Origin of the sequence: Serratia sp. CY71090 (assembly GCF_052166845.1) — a bacterium.
GTDB classification, from domain to species: Bacteria; Pseudomonadota; Gammaproteobacteria; order Enterobacterales; family Enterobacteriaceae; genus Serratia; species Serratia nematodiphila.
In genome coordinates, this window is record NZ_JBJNOA010000004.1 from 215610 (window position 1) to 239700 (window position 24091).

General features: G+C 53.6%; 17 protein-coding genes. 12 read left to right on the forward strand and 5 right to left on the reverse strand.

The annotated features are described in order from the left end of the window. The first annotated feature begins 354 nt into the window (after positions 1-354). The 5 genes from ACJ8OK_RS10735 to mzaE are packed head-to-tail and all read left to right on the forward strand — an operon-like array spanning position 355 to position 9552. Positions 355-2403 carry a sigma-70 family RNA polymerase sigma factor gene (locus ACJ8OK_RS10735; RefSeq protein ID WP_442530575.1) on the forward strand — a complete coding sequence of 683 codons (2049 nt, stop codon included), beginning with the start codon at positions 355-357 and terminating at the stop codon, positions 2401-2403. Beyond that, positions 2400-3902, forward strand: a complete 1503-nt coding sequence (gene mzaB, locus ACJ8OK_RS10740) for an MZA anti-phage system associated ATPase MzaB (RefSeq protein ID WP_131165148.1) — start codon at positions 2400-2402, stop codon at positions 3900-3902. The genes ACJ8OK_RS10735 and mzaB overlap by 4 nt, the downstream gene beginning before the upstream one ends. Further along, on the forward strand, positions 3899-6757 hold the full coding sequence (gene mzaC, locus ACJ8OK_RS10745; protein ID WP_442530576.1) for an MZA anti-phage system associated Z1 domain-containing protein MzaC: 2859 nt from the start codon (positions 3899-3901) through the stop codon (positions 6755-6757). The genes mzaB and mzaC overlap by 4 nt, the downstream gene beginning before the upstream one ends. Next, on the forward strand, positions 6741-7769 hold the full coding sequence (gene mzaD / locus ACJ8OK_RS10750) for an MZA anti-phage system associated PD-(D/E)XK motif protein MzaD (RefSeq protein ID WP_442530577.1): 1029 nt from the start codon (positions 6741-6743) through the stop codon (positions 7767-7769). The genes mzaC and mzaD overlap by 17 nt, the downstream gene beginning before the upstream one ends. Beyond that, positions 7756-9552, forward strand: coding sequence for an MZA anti-phage system associated AIPR family protein MzaE (gene mzaE, locus ACJ8OK_RS10755; protein WP_131165151.1), 1797 nt, complete (start codon positions 7756-7758; stop codon positions 9550-9552). Before mzaD ends, mzaE begins: the two co-directional genes overlap by 14 nt. A gap of 505 nt (positions 9553-10057) precedes the next feature. Here the strand turns inward: mzaE and ACJ8OK_RS10760 are convergent. Next, positions 10058-11719, reverse strand: a complete 1662-nt coding sequence (locus tag ACJ8OK_RS10760) for a DNA cytosine methyltransferase (protein WP_442530578.1) — start codon at positions 11717-11719, stop codon at positions 10058-10060. Between ACJ8OK_RS10760 and ACJ8OK_RS10765 the strand changes: the two genes are divergently transcribed. After that, positions 11702-12160 carry a very short patch repair endonuclease gene (locus ACJ8OK_RS10765; RefSeq protein ID WP_071845097.1) on the forward strand — a complete coding sequence of 153 codons (459 nt, stop codon included), beginning with the start codon at positions 11702-11704 and terminating at the stop codon, positions 12158-12160. The genes ACJ8OK_RS10760 and ACJ8OK_RS10765 overlap by 18 nt on opposite strands. 42 nt (positions 12161-12202) lie before the next feature. Here the strand turns inward: ACJ8OK_RS10765 and ACJ8OK_RS10770 are convergent, their stop codons facing one another. Both ACJ8OK_RS10770 and ascF read right to left on the reverse strand, forming a co-directional pair. Then, complete coding sequence (locus tag ACJ8OK_RS10770) at positions 12203-13633, reverse strand: 6-phospho-beta-glucosidase (protein WP_442530579.1); 1431 nt, start codon at positions 13631-13633, stop codon at positions 12203-12205. 16 nt (positions 13634-13649) lie between these two features. Then, the gene (ascF, locus tag ACJ8OK_RS10775) at positions 13650-15092 is read right to left on the reverse strand and encodes a PTS cellobiose/arbutin/salicin transporter subunit IIBC (RefSeq protein ID WP_099032683.1); all 1443 of its coding nucleotides are present in this window, start codon (positions 15090-15092) and stop codon (positions 13650-13652) included. Positions 15093-15376: 284 nt separating this feature from the next. Here ascF and ACJ8OK_RS10780 point away from each other — a divergent pair, with 284 nt between their 5' ends. The 6 genes from ACJ8OK_RS10780 (at position 15377) to ACJ8OK_RS10805 (ending at position 22689) form a co-directional block, all read left to right on the forward strand. After that, on the forward strand, positions 15377-16396 hold the full coding sequence (locus ACJ8OK_RS10780; RefSeq protein WP_141561203.1) for a LacI family DNA-binding transcriptional regulator: 1020 nt from the start codon (positions 15377-15379) through the stop codon (positions 16394-16396). A 639-nt stretch (positions 16397-17035) separates the two neighbouring features. Further along, positions 17036-18100: a dTDP-glucose 4,6-dehydratase gene (rffG, locus tag ACJ8OK_RS10785; protein WP_033631678.1), complete on the forward strand. Its 1065-nt coding sequence runs from the start codon at positions 17036-17038 to the stop codon at positions 18098-18100. A gap of 20 nt (positions 18101-18120) precedes the next feature. Next, positions 18121-18990, forward strand: a complete 870-nt coding sequence (gene rfbA, locus ACJ8OK_RS10790) for a glucose-1-phosphate thymidylyltransferase RfbA (protein WP_015376482.1) — start codon at positions 18121-18123, stop codon at positions 18988-18990. Between the two features lie 70 nt (positions 18991-19060). After that, positions 19061-20110, forward strand: a complete 1050-nt coding sequence (locus ACJ8OK_RS10795; protein ID WP_033631679.1) for a TDP-N-acetylfucosamine:lipid II N-acetylfucosaminyltransferase — start codon at positions 19061-19063, stop codon at positions 20108-20110. 54 nt (positions 20111-20164) lie between these two features. Next, positions 20165-21295, forward strand: coding sequence for a dTDP-4-amino-4,6-dideoxygalactose transaminase (gene rffA, locus ACJ8OK_RS10800; RefSeq protein ID WP_021504197.1), 1131 nt, complete (start codon positions 20165-20167; stop codon positions 21293-21295). Further along, on the forward strand, positions 21292-22689 hold the full coding sequence (locus ACJ8OK_RS10805) for a lipopolysaccharide biosynthesis protein (RefSeq protein WP_048325933.1): 1398 nt from the start codon (positions 21292-21294) through the stop codon (positions 22687-22689). Before rffA ends, ACJ8OK_RS10805 begins: the two co-directional genes overlap by 4 nt. 95 nt (positions 22690-22784) lie before the next feature. Here ACJ8OK_RS10805 and yjiA read toward each other — a convergent pair whose 3' ends face one another. Both yjiA and ACJ8OK_RS10815 read right to left on the reverse strand, forming a co-directional pair. After that, positions 22785-23738: a GTPase gene (gene yjiA / locus ACJ8OK_RS10810; RefSeq protein ID WP_033631681.1), complete on the reverse strand. Its 954-nt coding sequence runs from the start codon at positions 23736-23738 to the stop codon at positions 22785-22787. Between the two features lie 21 nt (positions 23739-23759). Further along, positions 23760-23963: a YbdD/YjiX family protein gene (locus tag ACJ8OK_RS10815; protein WP_004953088.1), complete on the reverse strand. Its 204-nt coding sequence runs from the start codon at positions 23961-23963 to the stop codon at positions 23760-23762. Positions 23964-24091: the final 128 nt, after the last annotated feature.

Sequence of the window (24091 nt, forward strand, 5' to 3'; positions counted from 1 at the left end):
TGGTTTTTTTGTGCCTGATTTGGTGCTCACGAACTGTTTTTTATTATTTCCCCCTTAATCTCCAGCGCTGGTTGATGTATCTCTCACTTTAAGAAAAGTAAACTATCACTGCTAATAATAAAGTGGTTGAACTATTAGGTCAGCTGGTTAAAGGATCGTCTTGTTTAGGTTTCTTCTTGGAAATAGAGAGTTCTAGTGATCTTGGCCCAAAATCAGTACAGTGTTAAATCAGAGATCTGGAGATAAAGATCACCTAAAATGAGAGATTATTTATATACGGTTTCAAATTCGAATTTCTCCCTATAAGATAGATTGTATTTCTGCGGGTGTGGTTTACAAGGACAGACTATCAACATGCATCGCACTGTTTCTGAGTTTTATCGCATTCCGCCTTTACTTATTCGGGCGCTAAAAAGCGGAGTCTCATCCGTGGTGGAGTTTCAACTCAGCAGGGGATTGCCGAAAGATTCACGAGATTCTCTGGGAAACAGCCCATTGATGATTGCGGCCCAGAATGGGCATTTCGCAATTTGCGAAATGTTGTTGCGTGCGGGGGTCGATGTTGAACATAAAAATAACCTCGGGTTTTGCGCCAGTGACCTCGCGCAGGAGCAAACGCTGCTTGATCTGTTGGCCCATTATCGGCAATCTCTTCCGCCTGCCGGGCAGCAACCAGCAGGGGGGCCAGCTGATGATGCAGAAGTTGAAGCCGAAAACGATGTTGAAACAGAACCTCCCGAAACTGAAGCCGCGATGGATTTCATGCTGTGGGACGCCGAGGTCGAATCGGAACCCACCGAGGACAATCTGGCATTACGGCACGTTTCCGCTGAGGCTCAGCAGTTATTATCCCGCTATCGACCGAAAGATGACTCCGCTGAGTGGCGCGATATTGAACTCACACTTCCTGAACCATTGACGCCAGTTTCTCACTCTCCGCAAAATTACCCTCATATCTCGACATTGCTCACTGGCGCACTGGATACGGGGCGTATCTCTGTCCGTGACATCTGGCATGCCGGGGAAGAGGATTTCGGTATGCAGTGGCCTGAATTCTGGATCAGCGTAGAAGCATTGATCAGGGACTTACCTCTGATTGTGGATGACGATGATGTTACTCCGCCAGACGCTGCTCCGGCGGCATTAGCGGCGAGTGATCCTCTTGAGCCCTGGTTTGATGCTTTCAATGCATTGGGGCTGTTCGACATTGTGGAAAGCTATCTTGTCGACATCTGCCAGTGGGATCTCATTGATAAGACTAAAGAAGAACGTCTTGGACAGCGCATGGATACGGCGCTAATTAATCTGATGAAAATCCTGGCGGGTTTACCTGAAGCTGAATATTTGCAGCTGTTGCATCCGAATCACCTTCCAGCGTCAACGCCTGAGATTATTGAAGAGCAAGACGAAGAGGATGGGGCGGATGAGGAAATGCCCCCCGTATCCGATGACGATAAGGATGACATCATCAGCTTTACCGAGCTGTTATTTCTCCTGAGAAGTGGGAAAGCAGACGAGTATCAAGATAATCATATTCCCCGCCCAGAGTATGCAGACCTGCAAGAGCTCGTTGAGCGCGCCAGAACACTCATTCCTGAGGAAGGTCTTAAAATGAGTCGGTATGTCAGCAGTTACAGAGAAGCTTGGGAAGGATTAATTCACGCTAATTTGCGTCTGGTCGTTACTATCGCGAATAAATACCGTGGGCGGGGATTAGATGTCGAGGACCTAGTCCAGGAAGGCAATATTGGTTTGATCAAGGCCGTTGAAAAATTCGACTATCGACGCGGATTTAAATTCTCCACGTATGCCACATGGTGGATCCGCCAGAAGATCACCCGCGCGATTGCCGATCGGGCGCAGTTTATCCGTTTACCCGTTCACTTCTATGAGCAATTCAGGCGCTGGCGAAATAGTCGGGATCAATTGCTGTATGTCCAAGGGATAACGCCCACGCTCAAACGGTTGCAAGCATTAACTGAACTTCCAGAAAATCTACTCAAGCGGATGGCAAAATATGAAGAACAAACGGTGTTGATTGGCGATTTTCATGAGGACTTTCTCGATAATAAAGCGGCGTTGTCCGGAGACGCGATCCTGACTGGAGAGGATTTCACCAGCGCTCCCGTTCAGTATCTGGAGCTAAGAGAAAGTATTTCATTGGTGCTGGATACGCTTTTACCACGTGAAAAACAGATTATAAAAATGCGTTTTGGCATCGGAATGACGCAAGAGTCCACACTTGAAGAGGTGGGTAAACAATTTGATGTAACGCGAGAACGGATACGTCAGATTGAAGCCAAAGCGCTCCGTAAGCTACGCCATTACAGTCGTGCGTCGAAATTAGGCAGCTTCGTCGAGCAGTGGGCAACCGCATTAAGTGATATGCAGGAAGAAGAATGACCACCATGCGCCATGCGCCGCCGAATGCGGCAATTATGATCGAAGCTCTGCGAGGACTTGGTTACAACACGGCCACCGCACTGGCTGATATTATCGACAACAGCATTAGTGCTGGAGCCCGAAAGGTCGATGTTATCTTTCACTGGCGCGAGTCGGATAGCTATATCGTAGTCCGGGATAATGGTTGCGGCATGTCGGCCGTTGAACTGGATGTTGCGATGCGTTTGGGGGTTAAAAATCCGCTGGCAAAGCGTTCAGGATACGATCTGGGCCGCTTCGGTCTTGGGCTCAAAACAGCCTCCTTTTCGCAATGCCGCCGCCTGACGGTCTCCTCCAGGAAAGAGGGGATAACGACGATCCTGCGGTGGGATTTGGATATTCTCGCCGCAAGTACGGACGACGGTTGGTATTTGCTTGAAGGCGCTGACCCAAGGAGTCAGGAGGTGTTAGCGCAAGCGGAACCTGAGTCCAACGGCACGGTGGTGCTGTGGGACGTTTTAGACCGAATTGTCACATCCGGCTACGGGGAGAAAGATTTCCTCAATCTGATGGATGGCGTTGAACAACATCTGGGGATGGTATTTCATCGATTCCTTGAAGGGGGGGGGCCCCGACTTACTCTCACGCTTAATGGTCATAAAATTAAAGCTTGGGATCCCTTCCTGAGCGGGCATCCTTCCAAACCCTGGCATTCGCCTTCGGCAATGGCGCCAGGTGCCCCCGCAGTGAAGGTGGAATGTCATGTCCTACCGCATCAGGATCACCTGACGACGCAGGAGTATCAACAGTCCCAAGGACCGGCAGGATGGACTGCTCAGCAAGGATTCTATGTATATCGGAATGAGCGATTGCTGGTAGCGGGCAACTGGCTTGGACTCGGTAGCCCCCGGCCCTGGACGAAAGATGAAACCCATCGCCTTGCGCGGATCCGTCTGGATATCCCTAATGATGCCGACATAGACTGGAAGATTGATATTCGTAAGTCGATGGCGCGCCCGCCGGTTTCGTTGCGTCCCTGGTTAACCCAACTGGCGCAATCAACGCGCGATCGTGCGGTACGGACATTTGCAAAACGCGGGAAAATGAATAAGCGCAAGCCCGGCGAGGAACTCGTTCATCTCTGGCAGGCGCAGAAGACGTCATCAGGTGTTCGTTACCAGATTTCGTTACAACACCCTGTCATCAGCAATGTCCTTTCGCAGGCTGGTGAGTTATCTCCACAAATTCAGGCCATGCTAAGACTGATTGAGGAAACCGTTCCGGTTCAGCAAATCTGGCTTGATACGGCTGAGACAAAAGAGACGCCGCGGACAGGCTTTGAAACCGCACAGCCCGCAGAGGTGTTATCTGTATTGCAGGTCATGTACCAGACCCTGGTTGGTCAGCAGGCGATGTCATCGGCGCTGGCGAAACAGCATCTGCAAAATATGGAACCCTTCGATAATTATCCCGAATTAATTGCACAACTCCCCGACGATCAACAAGAGAAATCGCTATGAGTCTGAATCCCCTAGATGACACGCAATTGAGTGTATTGCAGATTGTGCAGACGCTCCTGCAAGGTCTGGATAGAAGCACTATCACACCCGGAACTCTGCGACAACATATTGATATGGTTTGTCAGATGAAACCGGAGTGGAGCCGCCTTGATAACCGGGAGATTCTGGTCGAAGAGTTGATTCGCCGTTATAGCATCTGGATGGGAGAAGATACCTCTCTGAGTACTGACGAGGGGCATCAACCTTGGTTGACCGCCGATGCAAAACGCGAGTGGCGCTACTGGCATCGATATCGACAATGGCTTGGCAAAACGATGCCATGGGGAGTTCTGGATACCCTTGACCGTTCAACGGATCGTGTCTTGGGATTACTTGAGCAACCGGGGCGGGAAGGGTGCTGGGACCGGCGTGGTCTGGTGGTCGGCCATGTACAATCGGGGAAAACCAGCCATTATACCGGACTAATCTGTAAAGCCGCGGATGCGGGATATAAGATAATCATTGTACTTGCTGGTTTGCATAACAACCTCCGCTCACAGACCCAAATGCGTCTTGATGAAGGATTTCTTGGCTACGAGACGAGTCCACTCAGAGAAAAGGTGACCATCATTGGGGTGGGCGATATTGATAGCGATCCCGTCATTCGTCCAAATTACGTCACTAACCGATCTGAAAAGGGCGATTTCAGTGCCGGAGTGGCTAAGAACCTAGGGATTAGCCCCGAGCAACGTCCCTGGTTGTTCGTGGTAAAGAAAAATAAGTCTATTTTGAAGCGCCTGCATACCTGGATTGAAAACTACGTTGCCACCAGCGTTGACCCCATCACCGGAAAGCGTTTTGTTTCGGAATTACCGCTGTTAATGATTGATGATGAAGCGGATAACGCCTCAGTTGATACGGGGGAAATAGTCTACGATGACGATGGAAAACCGGATTCTGAACATCAGCCAACGGCAATAAATAGCCTGATTCGTAAGCTGTTGATGCAGTTCAGCCGTAAGGCATATGTCGGATATACCGCCACGCCCTTTGCCAATATTTTTATTCATGAGAGCAATGAAACGCGTGATGAAGGCCCGGATTTGTTTCCTTCTGCCTTTATCATTAATCTCGGTGCCCCCTCTAACTACATCGGCCCTGCGAGGGTATTTGGTCGGGCCACCGCGGAAGGCCGGACCGGAGAGTTGCCTTTGATCAGGCGAGTGAGTGATCACTGTAGCGATGACGGAAAAAGAGGGTGGATGCCGGTTTCTCATAAGAGCTCGCACTATCCCACACTGGATACGCTAACGCATTTCCCGGACTCGTTAAAACACGCCATCGACAGCTTTTTATTGGCATGTTGCGTCAGAGAATCACGTGGTCAGGGAGAAAAACACAGTTCGATGCTGGTCCATGTGACTCGCTTCAATAAGGTGCAAACGGTCGTTTATGAGCATATTGATGCCTACATTCAGGACGTGAGACAGCGACTGACACGAAGGATTGGACACGAACCTTTTTTAAATCAGCTTGAGTCACTCTGGCTGGCCGATTTTCTGCCGACGAGTCAGACGATCCGTGACGTTATGCCGCAGCAGGTTCCGGACGACGCCTTCGCGTGGCAGGAGATCGTCGACAAGCTGTATACCGTGATTGAAAACGTGTCGGTACGAATGATAAACGGAACGGCGAAGGATGCGCTTGATTATTCGGACAGTGCGACAGGCTTAAAAGTGATTGCGATTGGCGGAGACAAACTGGCTCGAGGTCTAACGCTTGAGGGATTATGCACTAGTTATTTTTTACGCGCCTCCCGCATGTATGACACGTTAATGCAGATGGGGCGCTGGTTTGGTTATCGCCAGGGATATCTGGACGTATGCCGGCTGTATACCACCGATGAGCTGATTGAATGGTTTGAGCACATTGCTGATGCGTCAGAAGAGCTGCGGGAAGAGTTTGACAATATGGTCGCCAGCGGCGGCACCCCACGTGATTTCGGGCTAAAAGTGAAATCACACCCCGTGTTAATGGTGACCTCTCCCTTAAAAATGCGTAGCGCGCGCTCACTATGGCTCTCTTTCAGTGGCACGGTGGTTGAAACAATTTCGTTGTTTAAAGAACCGGAGTATCACAAGCGTAACTACGTCGCCTTCCAGCGTCTGACCGGGCGCATCGGTGCTGGCGCGCAGATCCCTGAGAGGCGACGCGGAGAGAAGATTGAAAAATGGAGTGGGGTCATTTGGCAAAATATCTCCCCTGAGCCGATCGTCGATTTCTTAACGGAATATGAGACCCATGTTCAGGCCAGAAAAGCCAACAGCAAACTGCTGGCGGATTTCATTACGCGGATGAATCGTGTTGATGAACTCACCCAATGGACGGTGGCGGTGATAGGGGGGGGCATCGATCGTCCTCACGATGTTTGCGGCTTTCCCGTACCGCTTATGATGCGTAAAGCGTCTGAAGGGGTCACTGACCGCTATTCCATTGGCCGTTTACTTTCCCCACGCGATGAAGGGATTGACTGTGATGAATCGACCTGGCTTGCCGCGCTGGAAGAAACGCAGCGTATTTTTCATGCCGATCCCGGACGCAATGAAGGGAGAGAGGAGCCCGTCATTCCGGGAGGTGTGGTACTGCGTCGAATTAAAGGATTTGGTATAGACGACATCCCAGCACAGCGTCAAAAAGGGCTACTGCTTATTTACTTACTGGACCCGCAACAGGCATTGTCGGCAGAGGAATATCAGGCCGATGCCTTACCTGTGGTGGCTTTTGGCATCAGTTTTCCGGGAAGTCGCAGTGGGGTAACGGTGGAGTACAAAGTGAACAACGTACTGTGGGAGCAAGAGTATGGTGCGGCTGAGTAAAGACGATCTGCTAGCGGCCTGGAAAGCCTTGGATCGATCTCAGATCGACGAACAGCCTGGCGCTCAGGGCTGGCGCGGGATTCGGCTTTTTACGCACCAGGGTTGTAGCTTTCATGCCGGGCGTCGTCAGCCTGATAATGAAGAAATGCTGATTGCCATGTTTCCTCATCCTCTTTCGCCGGGGGCGACGTCGTTGCCGTCCTGTAAAGGATTTCGCATTGAGATGACCGGAACAGAGGAGGGGCGGCAGAATGGTTTGATGATCCGTCGTCAGCAAACGGGGAATGCGGATGTCTTTACGACGATGATTCTGGATATTCTCCATTCGCTCCTGAACGTTTCGAAACCGCGTCTGTTTGAAACCCTGCTCCGTCGGATTCGTTTATGGCAGGCATTTATGGAGCGCGATACCCGTCCACTCAGTCACGAAGAAGAAGTGGGGTTAATCGGCGAATTGACGTGTCTGGAACGGTTGATCGAGAGCGGTCTTGCGCCGTCAATCGCAGTCGAAGCATGGGTAGGACCGCAGCATGGCCTACAGGATTTTGCACTCGATGAACGCGCCATTGAGGTAAAAAGCACCACGGCAGAGCAGGGTTTTTGCGTAACTATCCACTCTCTTGAACAACTGGACTGGCAGCGGACTGGTTCGCTTGTATTGTGCGGGTTGCGCTTCAGCGAGCATCCCACCGGCGCGACCCTGAATGACATCATTCACCGTCTCCGTCAGCGGTTCGAGGGAAACTCTCTGGCGGCTTGTCTTTTTGAGGGATCGCTTTGTCACGGCGGATATTTCACTGAACATGCTGAATTCTATACACGTCATTTCTTGCTAACAGAGGCGTTCGCACTACCCATTGAAGCGGATTTTCCCTCTTTGACGCATGCCAACATCCCGTTGCCAGTGGTGAGTGCGTGCTATCAGCTCGAACTTAAGACACTTATTCCTCAGGCTCAAAATTTTAACCATTGCTTGTCAGACTTTGCAGGATTACCACATGGAACTTATTGATTTTTTACGTCAAACGCAGAATGATATTCGAAAGGAATATCAGGAGCAGATGGCTCAGCCAGGTGTTGAGTCGCCTTTTCAGGAACTGATTTTTACCGATATCGTCATGCGTCACATGGCAGATATCGGCATGACATTCGACGATGCCGAAACGTGCCACTTTATTGCGAAAGTCAGTGGGCACAATGTGCGTCTCAGCGGTTATGCCTTCTCAGAAGATAGTGATCAACTTGACCTTTTTGTCAGTATTTATCACGGCAGCGATGAACTTTGTCATGTCCCGGATGCCGAGACAAAAGCGATTGCCGGCCACTGCATTCAATTTTTGCAGAAATGTGTTGATGGTAAATTATCATCCACGCTGGATCGATCCAATGATGCCTGGCAACTGGTGACGACCATCGAACAGTCCTATACGGAACTGGAGCAAATCAGAATTTATGTACTAACTGATGGTCAGGTGAAAAACCGCTGGTATCAGTCCCGTGACGTGGCCGGTAAAACCATTAAGTTAGAGGTTATGGACATTGTCCGCCTGTTTAACCACTGGCAGGAAGGTAAACCACGTGATGAACTGCAGGTTAATTTTGATGAGGTGGCGGGGGGGGCGCTCCCCTGTGTCTGGATCCCGGATGAAATGGGTGAGTACGATTATGCGCTGACGGTGGTTCCAGGTGAGACACTGCGATTTATCTATGAAAAATATGGCAACCGGATTCTGGAAGCGAATGTTCGCTCATTTTTGAGCCAGACGGGGAAAGTTAACAAGGGGATTCGCGACACCTTACGTGAGCAGCCTGAGCGTTTTATGGCTTATAACAACGGCATTGTGATTGTTGTCGATCAGATTAGGCTTGGCGAAGCGCCGGGAGGTGGCCCTGGTATTGCGTGGATGCAGGGGATGCAGATCGTCAACGGTGGGCAGACGACGGCTTCCATGTTTTTCACCAAAAAGAAATTCCCGGCAACTAATCTGCGCAACGTGCGTGTACCCGCAAAAGTGATTGTGCTGAAACAGACGAATAATGCACAAGAAGAGATGTTAATTGCGGATATTTCGCGCTTCTCGAATAGCCAGAATAAGGTCAATATTTCCGATCTGTCAGCCAATCGACCGGTACATGTACAACTGGAAAAAATGGCAAATACGGTGTATTGCCCGGACGGATACAGTCGTTGGTTTTACGAGCGAGCAAACGGTAGTTATAAGGTTATGCTGGAACGAGAAGGTAAAACCCCAGCGGGAATCAAACGGTTAAAAGACGCAATTCCACCATCTCGTCGGATAACGAAAACGGATTTCGCAAAATATCACTGTGCTTGGCTCCAACGTCCGGATTTAGTCAGCCTCGGAGGACAGAAGAACTTTGCCGCATTAATGACGATGATTGACAAGGATACTGAGCGTTACGGGGGTGAGCTGAGCATTGAGAGTTTTAAAAATTACATCGCACAGGCCATTCTTTATAAAAAAGCCTATAAGTTGATTCATTCACTTTTCCCCGCATTTAAGGCAAACATCGCCGCCTATACTGTGGCTGCCTATTCGCATCTTTACGGCAATCAAACGGATCTGGTAGAGATCTGGAATCAGCAGGGCATTGAGGAAAATATGGGTAACTGCCTTGTCAGCTTAGCCCATCGGGTGAATAGTCTTCTGACTGAATCCGCGAACGGCAGGATGATTTCGGAATGGGCGAAGAAGCCTGAATGCTGGGACTATGTGCGCAATAAAATCTATTTCTCCACTTCTGGAAAAACGGATGGCCTCTCGCATGATTAAATTGGCATTGAGTTTAGTATAAAAACTGTGCGTGTGTTGTGGGTTGCTCACAGCGGATATTCTTTCAGGATATACCAAATGGAAATGCTAACTTATAATTAACAAAGAAATTTAAAATTCAGCGGTAATTATTCACAAAATCTCGCAATGGCGAGGTTTTTTTGTGATGCTTTTCTTTTGAATAATTGATTGGGAGATGATTTCAGAATAATAAGATGGCATGACTTCCCGTGAATTTTCAGCGTTGAGGGCTAGATGTTTGGTTGTGAGATATATTGTCCGATCCACTATTGTGGAATGCTTAGACTTCCGTGAAATGGAAAGTTAAACCAGTATATTGCAGAGTCATGTTAGAATAAGAAGTAGAAGCATTTTCATAATGTATGTCTGATTTATTATATTAATGAGGGGGGTAAATTAAGATTTTAACATAATAGTTTGATATTTATCAGTATTATAGAGCCTAGAGGGCTCTATAATATTTATTTCTGCACCTATAAGACATTCATTTTTGAAGAATTTCAGAAACTATTTTGGCTATTTTATTTGCTAGCAGTGGTGGCACTGCATTCCCAACCTGGTGGTACTGTTGGGTTCGACCGCCTTGGAAAAAGTAGTTGTCTGGGAAAGTCTGTAGTCGAGCTGCTTCTCGCACAGTCAGGCTTCTACACTGTATCGGGTCATAATGAATGAAGTAGTGCCCATCTTTAGATATGTGACTTGTAATCGTTGTCGACGGGTTATCTTTAATTTGAACCCTAAATCTGTCCGAAAACTTGCCTGACTCCCAGTTCTTATGAGCAGGAGCGAGTCTTGGCAAATTAAATTCCTTATGTCCCTTTGGCGATCTTTTGTGAACAGAAGCGAAGGTTGCGGCATAACCATAACGGGCAAGATCATCTATGCGATGACCACGAGTTTCGTGGTTAAGCCAGACATTTAGGTAGGAGTCTAATAGCCATTCATCTAAGTTATCATGTCCTGTTTGTCCTAAATAACCGGATTTTCTAGGTAGCCTTATACTTCCTGTAGCTTGGACGCAGCCTATGCTGGAAGCGGTTTTTTGTAGATAAGGTGCTAAATTTTTCACGGTATCGTCAGATGTCGATGCTGCCTCTGCCAGTGTTTGCAGTTCCTTACCAACTAATTCCGCCCATAAAGTATTGGAGTCCTTTTCTTTGCTTAACAAACTTCTCAAAGCAGGGAGACCTCCAATAGCATCTTTGACTGATACTGAGTTTTGGCAGGACAACTTGGGCAACTTGTCTTGATAGCGATCTTCCCTTATCCCTAACAAAATCACCCTATGGCGAGCCTGCGGTATGCCAAAGTCTTCGGCACGAATGATATATTTCGTTAGATCCAGCTGACTCGGATCATCACCATCACTAAACACTTGATCGCTGACGAGTGACACTATGTGATAGCGCTGACCTTTTTTTTCTGCACTCAAGGCAGCATTTGGATTGGCAAGGTCTTTCAGGATTTCATGGAATATTTTTTGGCCATTTATGGTCGACGAGAGAATTCCTTTAACGTTCTCCATGACAAAAATATCCGGTTGATAGTTTTGTATGATCCTCAAGTATTCACGATAGAGAAAATGGCGATGGTCATCTTCTGCCTTGTAATCAGCATTACCTTTGTTTCTGGCTCTACCTACCAGTGAATACGCTTGGCAAGGCGGCCCACCAATTAACACCCAGGGTTCTTCAGTGGGGCGTTTATCTAATGCTGCTTTAATTGAAGCATCAAGAGTAGCATTTCCATCAACGCTGCCAATTTCTATGCACATAGCTTCTTTACCGGCCTTATGCCAAAGATCTTCTGTTTCACAGCTGTATGGTTTTTCGGCTTGGCCATTGCAAAAGCGATAGTAATCACCCAGTTTGCTTGGTCTACTACTACAGAGTAATCGATAGAAGGCTCGGAGACGGAGAGTTTGGTGAGCAATAGGATCCTTTTCAGCTGAAACTGCGATCTGGAACGCGGTCCCGTTTTTCAACGAAGAGAAGCCTTCACCCAAGCCACCAGGTCCGGCAAAAAGATCTACTATTGGAATCGGTAATGAAGTTGTACTCATGAGTTCTTTTTGTAGTTTTAATAAGGTAACCAGGATACCAGGAAGAGGCGCAAACGGGAAGTAATCATGGATGTCGTCGACCAAAAAACACGCTCTAGAATGATGTCAGGCATCAAAAACAAGAATACGCGGCCGGAAATGCTCGTACGTAAGTACTTACATGCGAAAGCTTTTCGATTCAGACTGCACGTTGCAGATTTACCCGGAAAACCCGATTTGGTTCTTCCCAAGCACAAATTGTGCATCTTTGTGCATGGCTGTTTTTGGCATCGCCATGAAGGATGTCGTTATGCTACGACTCCGGCTACTCGCACAGAGTTTTGGACTAAAAAACTTGCATCGAATAAACAACGCGATATTCGCGTCAAGATGCAACTGCTTGACGCTGGATGGCGAGTCTTCGAAATCTGGGAGTGCGGTCTTAGAAAGAAAGATGGTGATTCCTTAAGTTGGTTGCCAGAGTTTATCAACAGTGATGTTCAGACCCTCAGTTGGCCTGACTATGTTTGCAGTGGGGATATGTAGTCAGGCCACAAGCTCTATTCGTTCTTGGTTAGAACTTCCCCACTACCCCAAATCCCCCCCATTGCTGGCGATCACTTTCTTATACCACCAGAACGATTTCTTGCGGGTGCGGGCGAGGGTGCCGTTGCCCTGGTCGTCGCGGTCGACGTAGACCAAGCCGTAGCGCTTGCTCATTTCGCCGGTCGAGGCGGCCACCAGGTCGATGCAGCCCCAGGTGGTGTAACCCAGCACCGGCACGCCGTCGGCGATGGCGTCGGCCATGGCGCGGATGTGTTCGCGCAGGTAGCTGATGCGGTAGTCGTCCTCAATCTCGCCTGCTGCATTGAGCTCGTCGTGTGCGCCCAGGCCGTTTTCCACCAGGAACAGCGGCTTTTGGTAGCGGTCGTACATCATGTTCATGGTGATGCGCAGCCCCAGCGGATCGATGCCCCAGCCCCAGTCGCTGCGCGGCACGTGCGGGTTCGCCAGCGATTTCACCACGTTGGCGGCGCTGCTGTTGTTGTCGTTCATGTCGGCGGAGGCGCAGCGCGAGGCGTAGTAGCTAAAGGAGACGAAGTCGACGGTGTGCTTCAGGATGTCGGCGTCTTCCGGTTCCATGACGATGCTGACGTCTTTCTCACGGAAGACGCGGGCGGCGTAGGAGGGGTAAGCGCCGCGCGCCTGCACGTCGATAAAGAACAGGTTCTCGCGGTCTTTCTCCAGCGCGGCCCACACGTCTTCCGGCTTGCTGGACCACGGGTAGAAGTTGCCGCCAGCCAGCATGCAGCCCACCTGGTTGGCGGGGTTCACTTCATGGGCGATGCGCGTCGCCAGCGCGCTGGCCACCAGTTCGTGGTGCGCGGCCTGGTATTTCACCTGTTCGGGGTTCTCGTCCGCTTCAAACACCAGCCCGGCGCCGGAGAACGGGCTGTGCAGCAGGATGTTGATCTCGTTGAAGGTCAGCCAGTATTTCACCAGCCCGTCGAAGGCCTCGAAGCAGGTGCGGGCGTAGCGGGTGAAGAACTCCACCATCTTGCGGCTGCGCCAGGAGCCGTATTCGGTCACCAGGTGCATCGGCACGTCGAAATGGCACAGGGTCACCAGCGGCTCGATGCCGTATTGGCGGCACTCTTCGAACAGGCTGCGGTAGAAGGCGATGCCCTCGGGGTTGGGCGTCAGCTCGTCACCGTTGGGGTAGATGCGGCTCCAGGCGATGGAGGTGCGGAACACGGTAAAGCCCATCTCCGCCATCAGCGCGATGTCGTCGCGGTAGCGGTGGTAGAAATCGATGGCGTCATGGCTGGGATAAAATTCGTCGTCGCACAGGCTAAAGCGCTTCTCCAGCCCGAGTTTGACCGCCATGCGGTTGGCGCCGTGCGGGATCATATCGACGGTGGTCAGCCCTTTGCCGCCCTCGCGATAGCCGCCTTCCGCCTGGTTGGCGGCCAAAGCGCCGCCCCATAAAAATCCTTTAGGGAATGTTGAATCGGACATGCAATCCTCTGGTGTCTCAATGCGTTGCGCTGGCGGCGTTCGCCGCCGGTGCGGTTTGGCCGGGCGCGGCGGCGTTTTCCGGCAGATCCTCGAAGCCCAGCATCAGCGTGAGTGCGAACGACAGCACTACCGAGAGCGCCATCACCGCCACCACCCACACGATGCTCATTGGGTTGGCCGGATCGAAGAACTGCACGCTGGTGAACAGCCCGGGCGAGGCCATCGAATGGCTGGCCAGCCCGCCGATGCCGGCGACCGCGCCGCAGACGAAGCCGCTGATCAGGCTGGCGATCAGCGGCCGCTTCAGGCGCACCGCCACGCCGTACAGCGCCGGTTCGGAAATCCCCGCCACGATGGCGGAGGCGGCGGCGGCCAGCGCGGTCTGGCGCAGCTCGCGGTTCTTGGTTTTCAGCGCCACCGCCAGCGAAGCGCCGCCCAGCGACAGATTGGCGCCGATCTCCGAAGGCATCACCATGCCCTCTTTGCCGGTCTCGGCGATGGTCTGGATGATGGTTGGGGTGAACACCCGGTGCATGCCGGTGATCACCAGCAGCGGCCAAATCGCCCCCATAATGGCCACGGAAAGCCAGCCCAGGTAGCCGTGCACGGTGTACACCAGCGCAGAGATGCCGCTGCCGATCCAGATGCCGAGCGGCCCGATAAGCAGAATGGCGATCGGCGCGGCGATCAGCACGATCAGCATCGGCTTGAGGAAGTTCTTGGTCACCGCCGGGGTGATGCGATCCACCCCGCGTTCGATGTGCGACAGGATCCAGGTCATCACCAGCGCCGGGATCACCGTGTAGGTGTATTTCACCGCCGTCACCGGGATGAAGGCGAATTCCACCGCCTGGCCCTGCGCCGCCTTGGCCATCAGATCGATAAAGTTGGGATGCACCAGCACCCCGGCGATAGCGATCGCCAATGACATGTTGGTTTTGAACTTCAGCGCCGCCGAGGCGGCGACCATCACCGGCAGGAAGAAGAACGCGCCGTCGCCGATCACGTTGAGGATGACGAGGGTCGAGGAGCCTTTCTCGAATACCCCGGCCATATCCAGGATCATCGCCAGCAGCTTCACCATCGAGCCGCCGATGATGGCGGGGATCAGGGGCGACATGGTGCCCACCAGCGCGTCGAGAATGCCGGCGCCGATGCCCTTCAGGGTAAGCTGGCGTTTCACCGGGGCGGCGGGGGATGCTGCGCCCGGCATGCCGAGCGCCAGCACCGCCTGATAGGCCTTGGCCACCTCGTTGCCGATGATCACCTGGCACTGCTCGCCGCTGTGCACCACGCCCAGCACGCCGTCGATGGCCTTCAGCGCCGGCGTGTCGATCCGCGTTTTGTCTTTCACCACGAATCTCAGGCGGGTCATGCAGTGGGTCACGGCCTCGATATTGCCCGCGCCGCCCAGGGCGGCCACGATGGCGTGCGAGATCTCTGCGTAGTTCTTCGGCATGGCGTGTCGTCTCTCAGATAGCAATTCGGATAGCCCAAAGGCGAATATTTACTGCCTGGGCGATCCGTCGTTCCATCCGTATGAAACGCCCATAAGAAACCGGTTTCACAAAATCATGTATTGGTGTTTTGTAGTTGGCAAGAACTATGATTTTTGGCGTTTCGTTTTCGTGATCTGGATCGTCAGGGATAAGTGAGTGCCGACGCGCAGGGGCGCGAAAGCGTTCCAAACGCCGGGCGTCTTGGGTAGACTGCGCTGAACCCATGGATTTTGGCGGCGCACAGATGGCAACGATACTCGAGGTGGCGAAAAAGGCCGGCGTTTCAAAGGCGACGGTGTCGCGCGTGTTGTCCGGCAGCGGCTATGTCAGCGAGGAGAAACGCGCGTTGGTGGAAAAAGCCATCGCGGAAACCGGCTATCGGCCCAACCTGCTGGCGCGCAGCCTGGCGACCAACACCACCCAAACCCTCGGCCTGGTGGTCACCAACACCCTCTACAGCGGCAACTATTTCAGCGAACTGATGGCGCAGTCGGCGCGCATCATGGAGGCGAATGGCCGCCAACTGATCCTGGCGGACGGCAAGCACACCGCCGAAGAGGAGCGGGCCGCCATTCAGTTTTTGCTGGATCTGCGCTGCGACGGGGTGATCATCTACCCGCGTTTTCTGTCGATCGCGGAAATGGACGAGATCGTCTCCCAACACCGTCAGCCGATTCTGGTGATCAACCGGCGGCTGCGGTTGAACGACAGCTACTGCATCTTCAGCGATCAGCACGCCGCCGGCGCAGCGGCGGTGGCGCACCTGATCGCGCGCGGGCATCGCGACATCGCCTTTATCACCGGCTCGCTCGATTCCCCCACCGGGCTGGAGCGGCTTTCCGGCTACAAGTCCGCGCTGGCGCAGCAGGGCATTGCGGTTAACGAGGCGTTGATCGTCGAAGGAAAATGGAACGCGCAAAGCGGCGTGGCGGCGGTCGATGCGCTGCTGGCCGGCGGGCAGCCGTTCAGCGCCATCGTCGCCGGTAACGACGAGATGGCCATCGGCGCGATGAAGCGGCTGGCGGAGCGCGGCGTGGCGGTGCCGGAGGCGGTATCGGTGATCGGCTTCGACGACATCCCGCTGGCGCCCTATACCGTGCCGTCGCTGTCGAGCATGAAGATGCCGGTCACCGAGATGATCCAGGAGACCATCAACCGCCTGCTGTCGATGCTGGACGGCGGCGAGCTCAGCAAGCGCCCCAGCTTCCCGGCCAGCCTGATCGAGCGCGAGTCGGTGGCGGCGGGGCCGTACGAGCGGGATTGAACCCGGAAATGCGTCCGGGGGGTTAAGGTCCAGGCTGGCTGCCTAAGCCCTCGTCACTCGGCGCAGCGATGTCATCCTGCCACCATGCTTTTCCGCGGCGGCGTTTCAGCCGTTTCCCCTTACCACCCTGAGTAATAATCTGAAAGAGCGCCCCAAGACTGCTCTTTCGAGCCGCTATACGTTATGTTATCCCCCGAAAGTTTGGCCGTTCCCACCCGCCTTTAGCGGTTGAAAGCATCGCGCTTTCTTCTGTCTCGGCATGGCTTCCTGCGTTGCGTCGGTGAACGGTTTCACTGGCCAGCCTTGCGGCCCTGCGGATGAATGGCCTGAGCATGTCGCCGTCCGGCGGCAATACCCGAGCGACCACCAGAGATTGGCGTCTGTGAGCCAAGGGCGGTAGCGTAGCCATCCGGCGTTTCCGGCGACAATATCCGAACACGACGGTTGCGTGCCGACCTAAAACCAACAGAGCTGCGATGCAGCTCTGTTGGTTTTAGGGGCTTGCTCGCGGCGGCGTGGTGGGAATGTTGTTATTCGATTACCGGCAGGGTGTTTACCCAGGAAAAAGCCTTTAGCCGTTTTATGCGCATGTAAAACAATGTGGCGATGAAATGACCACGGCGTATTTTAGAGGATTCTATGAAAATTATCGTTACCGGCGGTGCCGGGTTTATTGGCTCGGCCGTTGCCCGCCATATTATCAATGATACCGCTGATCACATTTTGGTGCTGGATAGCCTGACCTATGCCGGTAACCTCGAATCCCTGGCGCCGATCGCCGATAGCGATCGTTACTCCTTCGAGCAGGTCGATATTTGCGACCGTCAGGCGTTGGATCGCGTGTTCGCCGCCTTTCAGCCCGATGCGGTGATGCACCTGGCCGCCGAAAGTCACGTCGATCGTTCTATTGACGGCCCGGCCGCCTTTATCGAAACCAACATCGTCGGCACCTACACCTTACTGGAGGCGGCTCGCCAGTATTGGCACGCCCTGGGCGCCGAGCGCAAGCAGGCGTTCCGTTTCCATCACATCTCCACCGACGAGGTGTACGGCGATCTGCACGGCACCGACGATCTGTTTACCGAAACTACGCCTTATGCGCCAAGCAGCCCGTATTCCGCCTCCAAAGCGGCCAGCGATCACCTGGTGCGCGCCTGGTTGCGCACCTACGGTTTACCGACCGTTGTCACCAATTGTTCGAACAACTATGGCCCTTACCATTTCCCGGAAAAGCTGATCCCGCTGACGATCCTGAACGCGCTGGAAGGCAAGCCGCTGCCGGTATACGGCAACGGCGCGCAGGTGCGCGACTGGTTATATGTAGAAGATCATGCGCGGGCGCTGTATAAGGTGGTCACCGAAGGCGCGGTGGGGGAAACCTATAATATCGGTGGTCACAACGAGCGCAAAAATATCGAAGTGGTGCAAACCATTTGCGCACTGCTGGATGAGCTGGTGCCGCACAAACCGGGTGATATCGCGCATTATGCGGATCTCATCACCTTTGTGACCGACCGTCCGGGCCACGATATGCGCTATGCGATCGACGCCGCCAAGATCGATGCGGAGTTGGGGTGGAAGCCGCAAGAGACCTTTGAAAGCGGCATTCGCAAAACCGTGGAATGGTATCTGGCGAACGAAGCCTGGTGGAGCCGGGTGAAAGACGGCTCCTATGCCGGCGAGCGTCTGGGTTTGACCCGTTAATCGATTTTTAAGGAAGAAGAATGAAAGGCATTGTTTTAGCGGGCGGTTCCGGCACGCGTCTCTATCCCATCACGCGCGGCGTTTCCAAGCAGTTGCTGCCGATTTACGATAAGCCGATGGTCTATTACCCGATCTCGGTGCTGATGCTGGCGGGCATTCGGGATATCCTGATCATCTCCACTCCGGAAGATATGCCCTCCTTCAAGCGCTTGCTGGGTGACGGCAGCCGTTTCGGCATCAATCTGAGTTATGAAATTCAGCCGAGCCCGGACGGCCTGGCGCAGGCCTTCCTCATTGGCGAAGCGTTCATCGGCGGTGACAGCTGCGCGCTGGTGCTTGGCGACAACATTCACTTCGGCCAGGGCTTCGGCAACAAGCTGGAGTCGGTGGTGAAGCGCAGCGAAGGGGCGACGGTTTTCGGCTATCAGGTGATGGACCCTGAACGTTTCGGCGTGGTGGAGTTCGACGATAACTTCCGCGCGTTGTCGCTGGAAGAAAAACCGGCCGTGCCGAAATCCAACTGGGCGGTCACCGGGCTTTATTTCTATGACCATCACGTGGTTGAGATGGCCAAGCAGGTGAAGCCGTCGGCGCGCGGTGAGCTGGAAATCACCACGCTCAACCAGATGTATCTGGAACGCGGCACGCTGAACGTCGAGCTGCTGGGGCGCGGTTTCGCCTGGCTGGACACCGGCACGCACGACAGTTTGATCGAGGCCTCTCAGTTTATACACACTATTGAGAAGCGTCAGGGCTTCAAGGTCGCTTGTCTGGAAGAGATCGCCTACCGAAAAGGCTGGTTGACGCGTGAGCAACTGGCCACCGAAGCCAAGCTGCTCGGCAAAACGCTGTATGGCCAGTATCTGTCGCAGCTGATCGCGGAAAAATAACCCCGGCCCGCCGTGCTTTGAACACCCGGAGCGCGGCGGGGCACTGGACGAACCTGCATATAGAGCGGATATGAGCACTGTACATATTTGTCCTCTGGATAAATTTATTCCTTCATTCATTGAATTTGTGAATGAGAAATTCGATCCCGATGAACACACGTTTTGGGTCTATGGCGATAAGGTGCGTTTCGCTTTGCCGCCGGCGGACAACGTTCACTATCTCGGGGCGGATCTGTTTGGTAACGTCAAGCCGACGTTGAAGTTGATGAAGGCCATTCAACGTCACGATCGGGTGATTCTGCACAGCTTCCACGGCATCAAGATGGCGCTGTTGCTGCTGTTGACTCCTTGGGTATTAAAAAAGTGCTATTGGTTCATATGGGGTGGTGACCTTTACCAATACCAAATCGGCAAGCGTAACTTCAAATGGCGCCTGACAGAGCTTCTCCGCCGCCCGGCCATTAAGCGTATGGGCAACTTTGTCACTTACATCAAGGGCGATTACGAGTTGGCTAAAAAGTGGTACGGCTGCACCGGCCGGTGGCATGAGTGCCTGCTGTATACCAGCAACGTATACAAGAAAAACGTCATCGATGAACGTGCGGCGGGCGAGGACGGTAAAACCACCATTCTGCTGGGTAATTCTGCCGATCCAACCAACAATCATTTTTCCGCGTTCGATATATTGGAAACGTACAAAAACGAGAATATTGAGCTCGTCGTACCGCTCTCCTACGGCAATAAACGCTATGCGGCAGAAGTGGTGGCCGAAGGCACGCGGCGCTTTGGCGAGAAATTTGTACCATTAACCGACTTTATGCCTTTCCAGCACTACCTGGCGCTGCTGGGGAAAGTGGATATCGCGGTGTTCAACCATCATCGCCAACAGGCGATGGGTAACACCATTTCCCTGCTGGGGCTGAAAAAAACGGTGTTTTTGAATCCAGGCACCACGCAGTGGGACTTCTTTCAAGAAAAGAATATCCAGGTATTGGATCTTCAAACGTTTTCGCTACGCAGCCTGAGCGCGGCGGAAAAGCATGACAACGAGCAAAAAATCGAAGCCTATTTCTCCGCTGAGAACCTTACCGCGCAGTTAAAGGCCGTCTTTACTTCCTGATGCCGCACGGCACATCGCCCCGGCATGCATTCAGAATCGACAACAAGGGATAACATGATACCGTTCAACAAACCACCGGTAACCGGCAACGAAATTCAATATATCAATGCGGCGTTGGAGAATGGGAAATTGTCGGGCGACGGCCCGTTCGGCAAACAGTGCCAGAAATGGTTTGAAAACAAGCTGGGGTGCAAACACGCGCTGTTGACCCCGTCTTGCACCGCCGCGCTGGAGATCGCCGCGCTGCTGGTCGATATCCAGCCGGGCGACGAAGTTATCATGCCAAGCTACACCTTCGTCAGCACCGCCAACGCCTTCGTGTTGCGCGGCGCGAAAATCAAATTCGTCGATATCCACCCTGAAACCATGAATATGGATGCAGCGCTGGTGGCTGCGGCGATCACCGATAAAACCAAAGCCATCGTGCCCGTGCATTACGCCGGCGTCTCCTGCGATATGGATGCGATCATGCGCCTGGCCGATCAGCATAACCTGCTGGTGGTCGAAGACGCCGCGCAGGGCGTCATGAGCAAATACAAGGGCGATTTCGTTGGCGTTAAAGGTCACCTGGCGGCTTTCAGCTTCCATGAAACCAAAAACTATACCAGCGGCGGGGAAGGCGGCGCGCTGGTGATCAATGATGAGCGTTTTATCAAACGCGCCGAAATTTTGCGTGAGAAGGGCACCGACCGCAGCCAGTTCCTGCGCGGCCAGGTGGACAAATATACCTGGGTCGATTTCGGCAGCAGCTTCCTGCCGGGTGAACTGCAGTCGGCTTGCCTGTGGGGGCAACTGGAACTGGCGGATGAGATCAACGATAACCGCCTGGCGACTTGGCACAAGTACTACGCGAGCTTTGCGCCGCTGGCGGAGAAAGGGCTGCTGACGTTGCCGACTATTCCGGCGGATTGCGAGCACAATGCGCATATGTTCTATGTGAAGCTGAAGGATATTGAGCAAAGAACGCAGTTCATCGCTCACCTGAAGGCCTGTGGCGTGATGGCGGTATTCCATTATATTCCGCTGCACTCGGCGCCGGCGGGCAAGGTCTTCGGCACCTTCATCGGTGAAGACAACTACACCACCCGCGAAAGCGAGAGACTGGTTCGCCTGCCGCTGTACTACAAAATGACCGATGCCGATCAGAATAAAGTGATTGAAAGCGTTGTGAGGTTCTTTGAGTGAACGCCCGCAAGATCCTGGCGTTCGCCATCGGGCCGATCGGTAATGCCGCGCTGGGGTTGTTGACCCTGCCGGTCATTACCTGGCTGTTTTCGGCGGACGACGTAGGCCGAATCAGCATGCTGAATGTGGCCGTGTCTTTCTGCGTGCTGTTTTTCAGTTTGGGGCTTGATCAGGCTTACGTTCGGGAATACCACGGTGAATCCGATCGCGGGCAGCTGTTGAAGAACGTCGCTTTCCCCGGCTTGCTGATGATCGTAGTCATCAGTGCGGCATTCCTGCTGTTCCCCGGCAGTTTGTCCGCGTTGCTGTTCGAACAGAAAGACACGGCGATAAGCTGGCTTATCATGTTGATTCTTCTGGCGTCGTTCATCAACCGTTTCTTGTCCCTGATACTCAGGATGCAGGAGAAGGGGATGGCGTTTTCGCTCAGCCAACTGATGCCCAAGCTGATGACGCTGATCGTCATCGGCCTGTGCTATGTTCTGTTTACCCAGCATACGCTGATGCAGTTGGTGGTGGCGAACGCCGTCGGTTTTATCGCCGTATCGCTGATGCTGATGTGGTCTTCCCGGGCGGATTGGATAGCCGCGCTGCGCAGTTCGCTGGACTACGGCAAACTGAAAGCGATGCTCAAGTTCGGCTATCCGCTGATCTTGGGCGGGTTGGCGTTTTGGGGGTTAACCACTGTCGATAGGATGTTCGTGCGAGCCTATTCCGGCTTTGAACAGTTGGCTATCTTCTCGGTGGCGGTTAGCTTCGCCGGCGTGGCGAGCATCCTGCAAAGTGTGTTCTCTACTGTTTGGGCGCCGATGGTGTACAAGCTGGCGGAGTCTAACGAAGGCGGCGAACAGCAGATGGTAACCAAGGTCACGCAGTGCATGCTGATTGCCGTGGTTTGCCTGTTCAGCTTGGGCGGGCTCTTTTCCTGGCTGGTTGACTTTGTCTTGCCCGCTAATTACGTGAATGTGAAATATATTCTGGTTGCGAGTCTGGGTTTCCCTTTGTTGTTCACACTGTCGGAAACGACGGCGGTCGGCATCGGCCTGAGCAGAAAGACCGCTTACACCATGCTGGCTTCCTTGAGCGCGTTGCTCATCAACGTGGTGGCCAATGCATTGCTGGTGCCACGTTTCGGCGCCGGTGGCGCGGCGGTAAGCACCTGTCTGGCCTTCTGGGCATTCCTGATCCTGAGAACGGAATTCTCGATTATCAGCTGGAAGACCATGCCACGTTTTGAAATGTATTTCTTCACTTTCCTCTGTCTGGCGGGGGCGTCGGTTTCAGCGCTGGCAGGCGAGAAAATGAAATACGAGCTGTTTGTCTATTGGGGTGTCTTACTGGCCGTGGTGCTGGTGAGGAACCTCAGGTTCCTTAAGTCGTTCGCCAAACGATAACGCTTTCGGTCAGGCAACCCGTTGCGGGTTGCCGCCGTTTTCCCCATTTCTTTTTCTCATCATGACAGCGCGATCTCGCTGACGTCTCCTCTTGCTCAACGCAGCCGCTCCCGAATCTCCTCCTCAGGCAGATCCACACCAATAAATACCAAGGTGCTCTTGCGCTCTTCCTCCGGCAGCCATTCTCGATCCCAGTCGGCGTTATACAGCCGCTGTACGCCCTGGAACAGCAGGCGGCGCGGTTCGTCTTCGATAGACAGAATGCCTTTGTAGCGCAGCAGGTTGTCGGCGTATTCCAGCAGCAGGCCTTCCATCACCTCGGAGATTTGCATCAGCGGCAGCGGGCGCTCCAGCGTCACCACGATCGAGCGGATGTCGCTCTGCGGCTGCGGAATGCGGCGGAACAGCGGGGCGGGCGGCGTCAGGTTCAGCTTGTCGTTCAGCGTAAAGCCTTCGATGTCGAACAGCACGCTCAGATCGATATCGCCGTGCGTCACCTGGTAGAGCGGCGCGCGGGCGTTCATCCGCTGCAGCCGCTGGATCAGCGCCTCGCAGTCCGGCGCCACGTCGGTTTTGGTCAACAGGATGCGGTCGGCGTAGCCCACCTGGGCCTGGGCGATGCTGAACTGGCTCAGCTGCTGCTCGGCGTGCGCCGCGTCCACCAGGGTGATGATGCCGTCCAGCAGGAAGCGCTCGCACAGGATCTCGTGCGAGAAAAAGGTCTGGGTAATCGGGCCGGGATCGGCCATGCCGGTGCATTCGATGATCAGCCGATCGAACGCCAGCTGGCCGCTGTCGACGCCGTCCAGCAGATCCAGCAGCGCGTCTGCCAGTTCGTTGGACTTGCTGCAGCAGATGCAGCCGTTGCTTAACGTGGTGATGCGGCTGGCGCGATCGCCGATCAGCGCGTCGTCGATCGGCGCTTCGCCGAACTCGTTCTCGATGACCGCGATTTTATAGCCGTGTTCGGCGTTCAGGATGTGGCGCAGCAGGGTGGTTTTGCCGGCGCCCAAAAAGCCGGTCAGGATGGTGACTGCAATGGGTTTCATACGGGTCCTTGTGACTGCGGGTTAACAGCAGCGCATGCCGCCTTTGCCGTCGCCGCCGTAGCGCGCTTGCTGGCGCTCGCGGAAAAATTCTTTATAGGTCATCACCGGCTTGTCCGGGTGGTTGTCTTTCATGTGCTGGACGTAGGTATCGTAGTCAGGCACGCCCACCAACATGCGCGCCGCCTGCCCGAGATATTTCCCCGCCTGGCCGAGATTTCCGAACATAAGCCTTCTCCAACTTTACCCTGCATCACTACAGCGCTTGCTTAAGCCTGATATTAGGGGAAGCCGGGGGATGGGGTTCCCGCAGGGATGCCCCACCTCCGGGTCGCCCCGGGTATCTCGATTGCATC

Excerpts from the sequence above, each read along its gene's own strand:
- ACJ8OK_RS10735 (WP_442530575.1), top strand. The coding sequence starts at position 355 with ATGCATCGCACTGTTTCTGAGTTTTATCGCATTCCGCCTTTACTTATT.
- mzaB (WP_131165148.1), top strand. The coding sequence starts at position 2,400 with ATGACCACCATGCGCCATGCGCCGCCGAATGCGGCAATTATGATCGAA.
- mzaC (WP_442530576.1), top strand. The coding sequence starts at position 3,899 with ATGAGTCTGAATCCCCTAGATGACACGCAATTGAGTGTATTGCAGATT.
- mzaD (WP_442530577.1), top strand. The coding sequence starts at position 6,741 with ATGGTGCGGCTGAGTAAAGACGATCTGCTAGCGGCCTGGAAAGCCTTG.
- mzaE (WP_131165151.1), top strand. The coding sequence starts at position 7,756 with ATGGAACTTATTGATTTTTTACGTCAAACGCAGAATGATATTCGAAAG.
- ACJ8OK_RS10765 (WP_071845097.1), top strand. The coding sequence starts at position 11,702 with ATGGATGTCGTCGACCAAAAAACACGCTCTAGAATGATGTCAGGCATC.
- ACJ8OK_RS10770 (WP_442530579.1), bottom strand. The coding sequence starts at position 13,633 with ATGTCCGATTCAACATTCCCTAAAGGATTTTTATGGGGCGGCGCTTTG.
- ascF (WP_099032683.1), bottom strand. The coding sequence starts at position 15,092 with ATGCCGAAGAACTACGCAGAGATCTCGCACGCCATCGTGGCCGCCCTG.
- ACJ8OK_RS10780 (WP_141561203.1), top strand. The coding sequence starts at position 15,377 with ATGGCAACGATACTCGAGGTGGCGAAAAAGGCCGGCGTTTCAAAGGCG.
- rffG (WP_033631678.1), top strand. The coding sequence starts at position 17,036 with ATGAAAATTATCGTTACCGGCGGTGCCGGGTTTATTGGCTCGGCCGTT.
- rfbA (WP_015376482.1), top strand. The coding sequence starts at position 18,121 with ATGAAAGGCATTGTTTTAGCGGGCGGTTCCGGCACGCGTCTCTATCCC.
- ACJ8OK_RS10795 (WP_033631679.1), top strand. The coding sequence starts at position 19,061 with ATGAGCACTGTACATATTTGTCCTCTGGATAAATTTATTCCTTCATTC.
- rffA (WP_021504197.1), top strand. The coding sequence starts at position 20,165 with ATGATACCGTTCAACAAACCACCGGTAACCGGCAACGAAATTCAATAT.
- yjiA (WP_033631681.1), bottom strand. The coding sequence starts at position 23,738 with ATGAAACCCATTGCAGTCACCATCCTGACCGGCTTTTTGGGCGCCGGC.
- ACJ8OK_RS10815 (WP_004953088.1), bottom strand. The coding sequence starts at position 23,963 with ATGTTCGGAAATCTCGGCCAGGCGGGGAAATATCTCGGGCAGGCGGCG.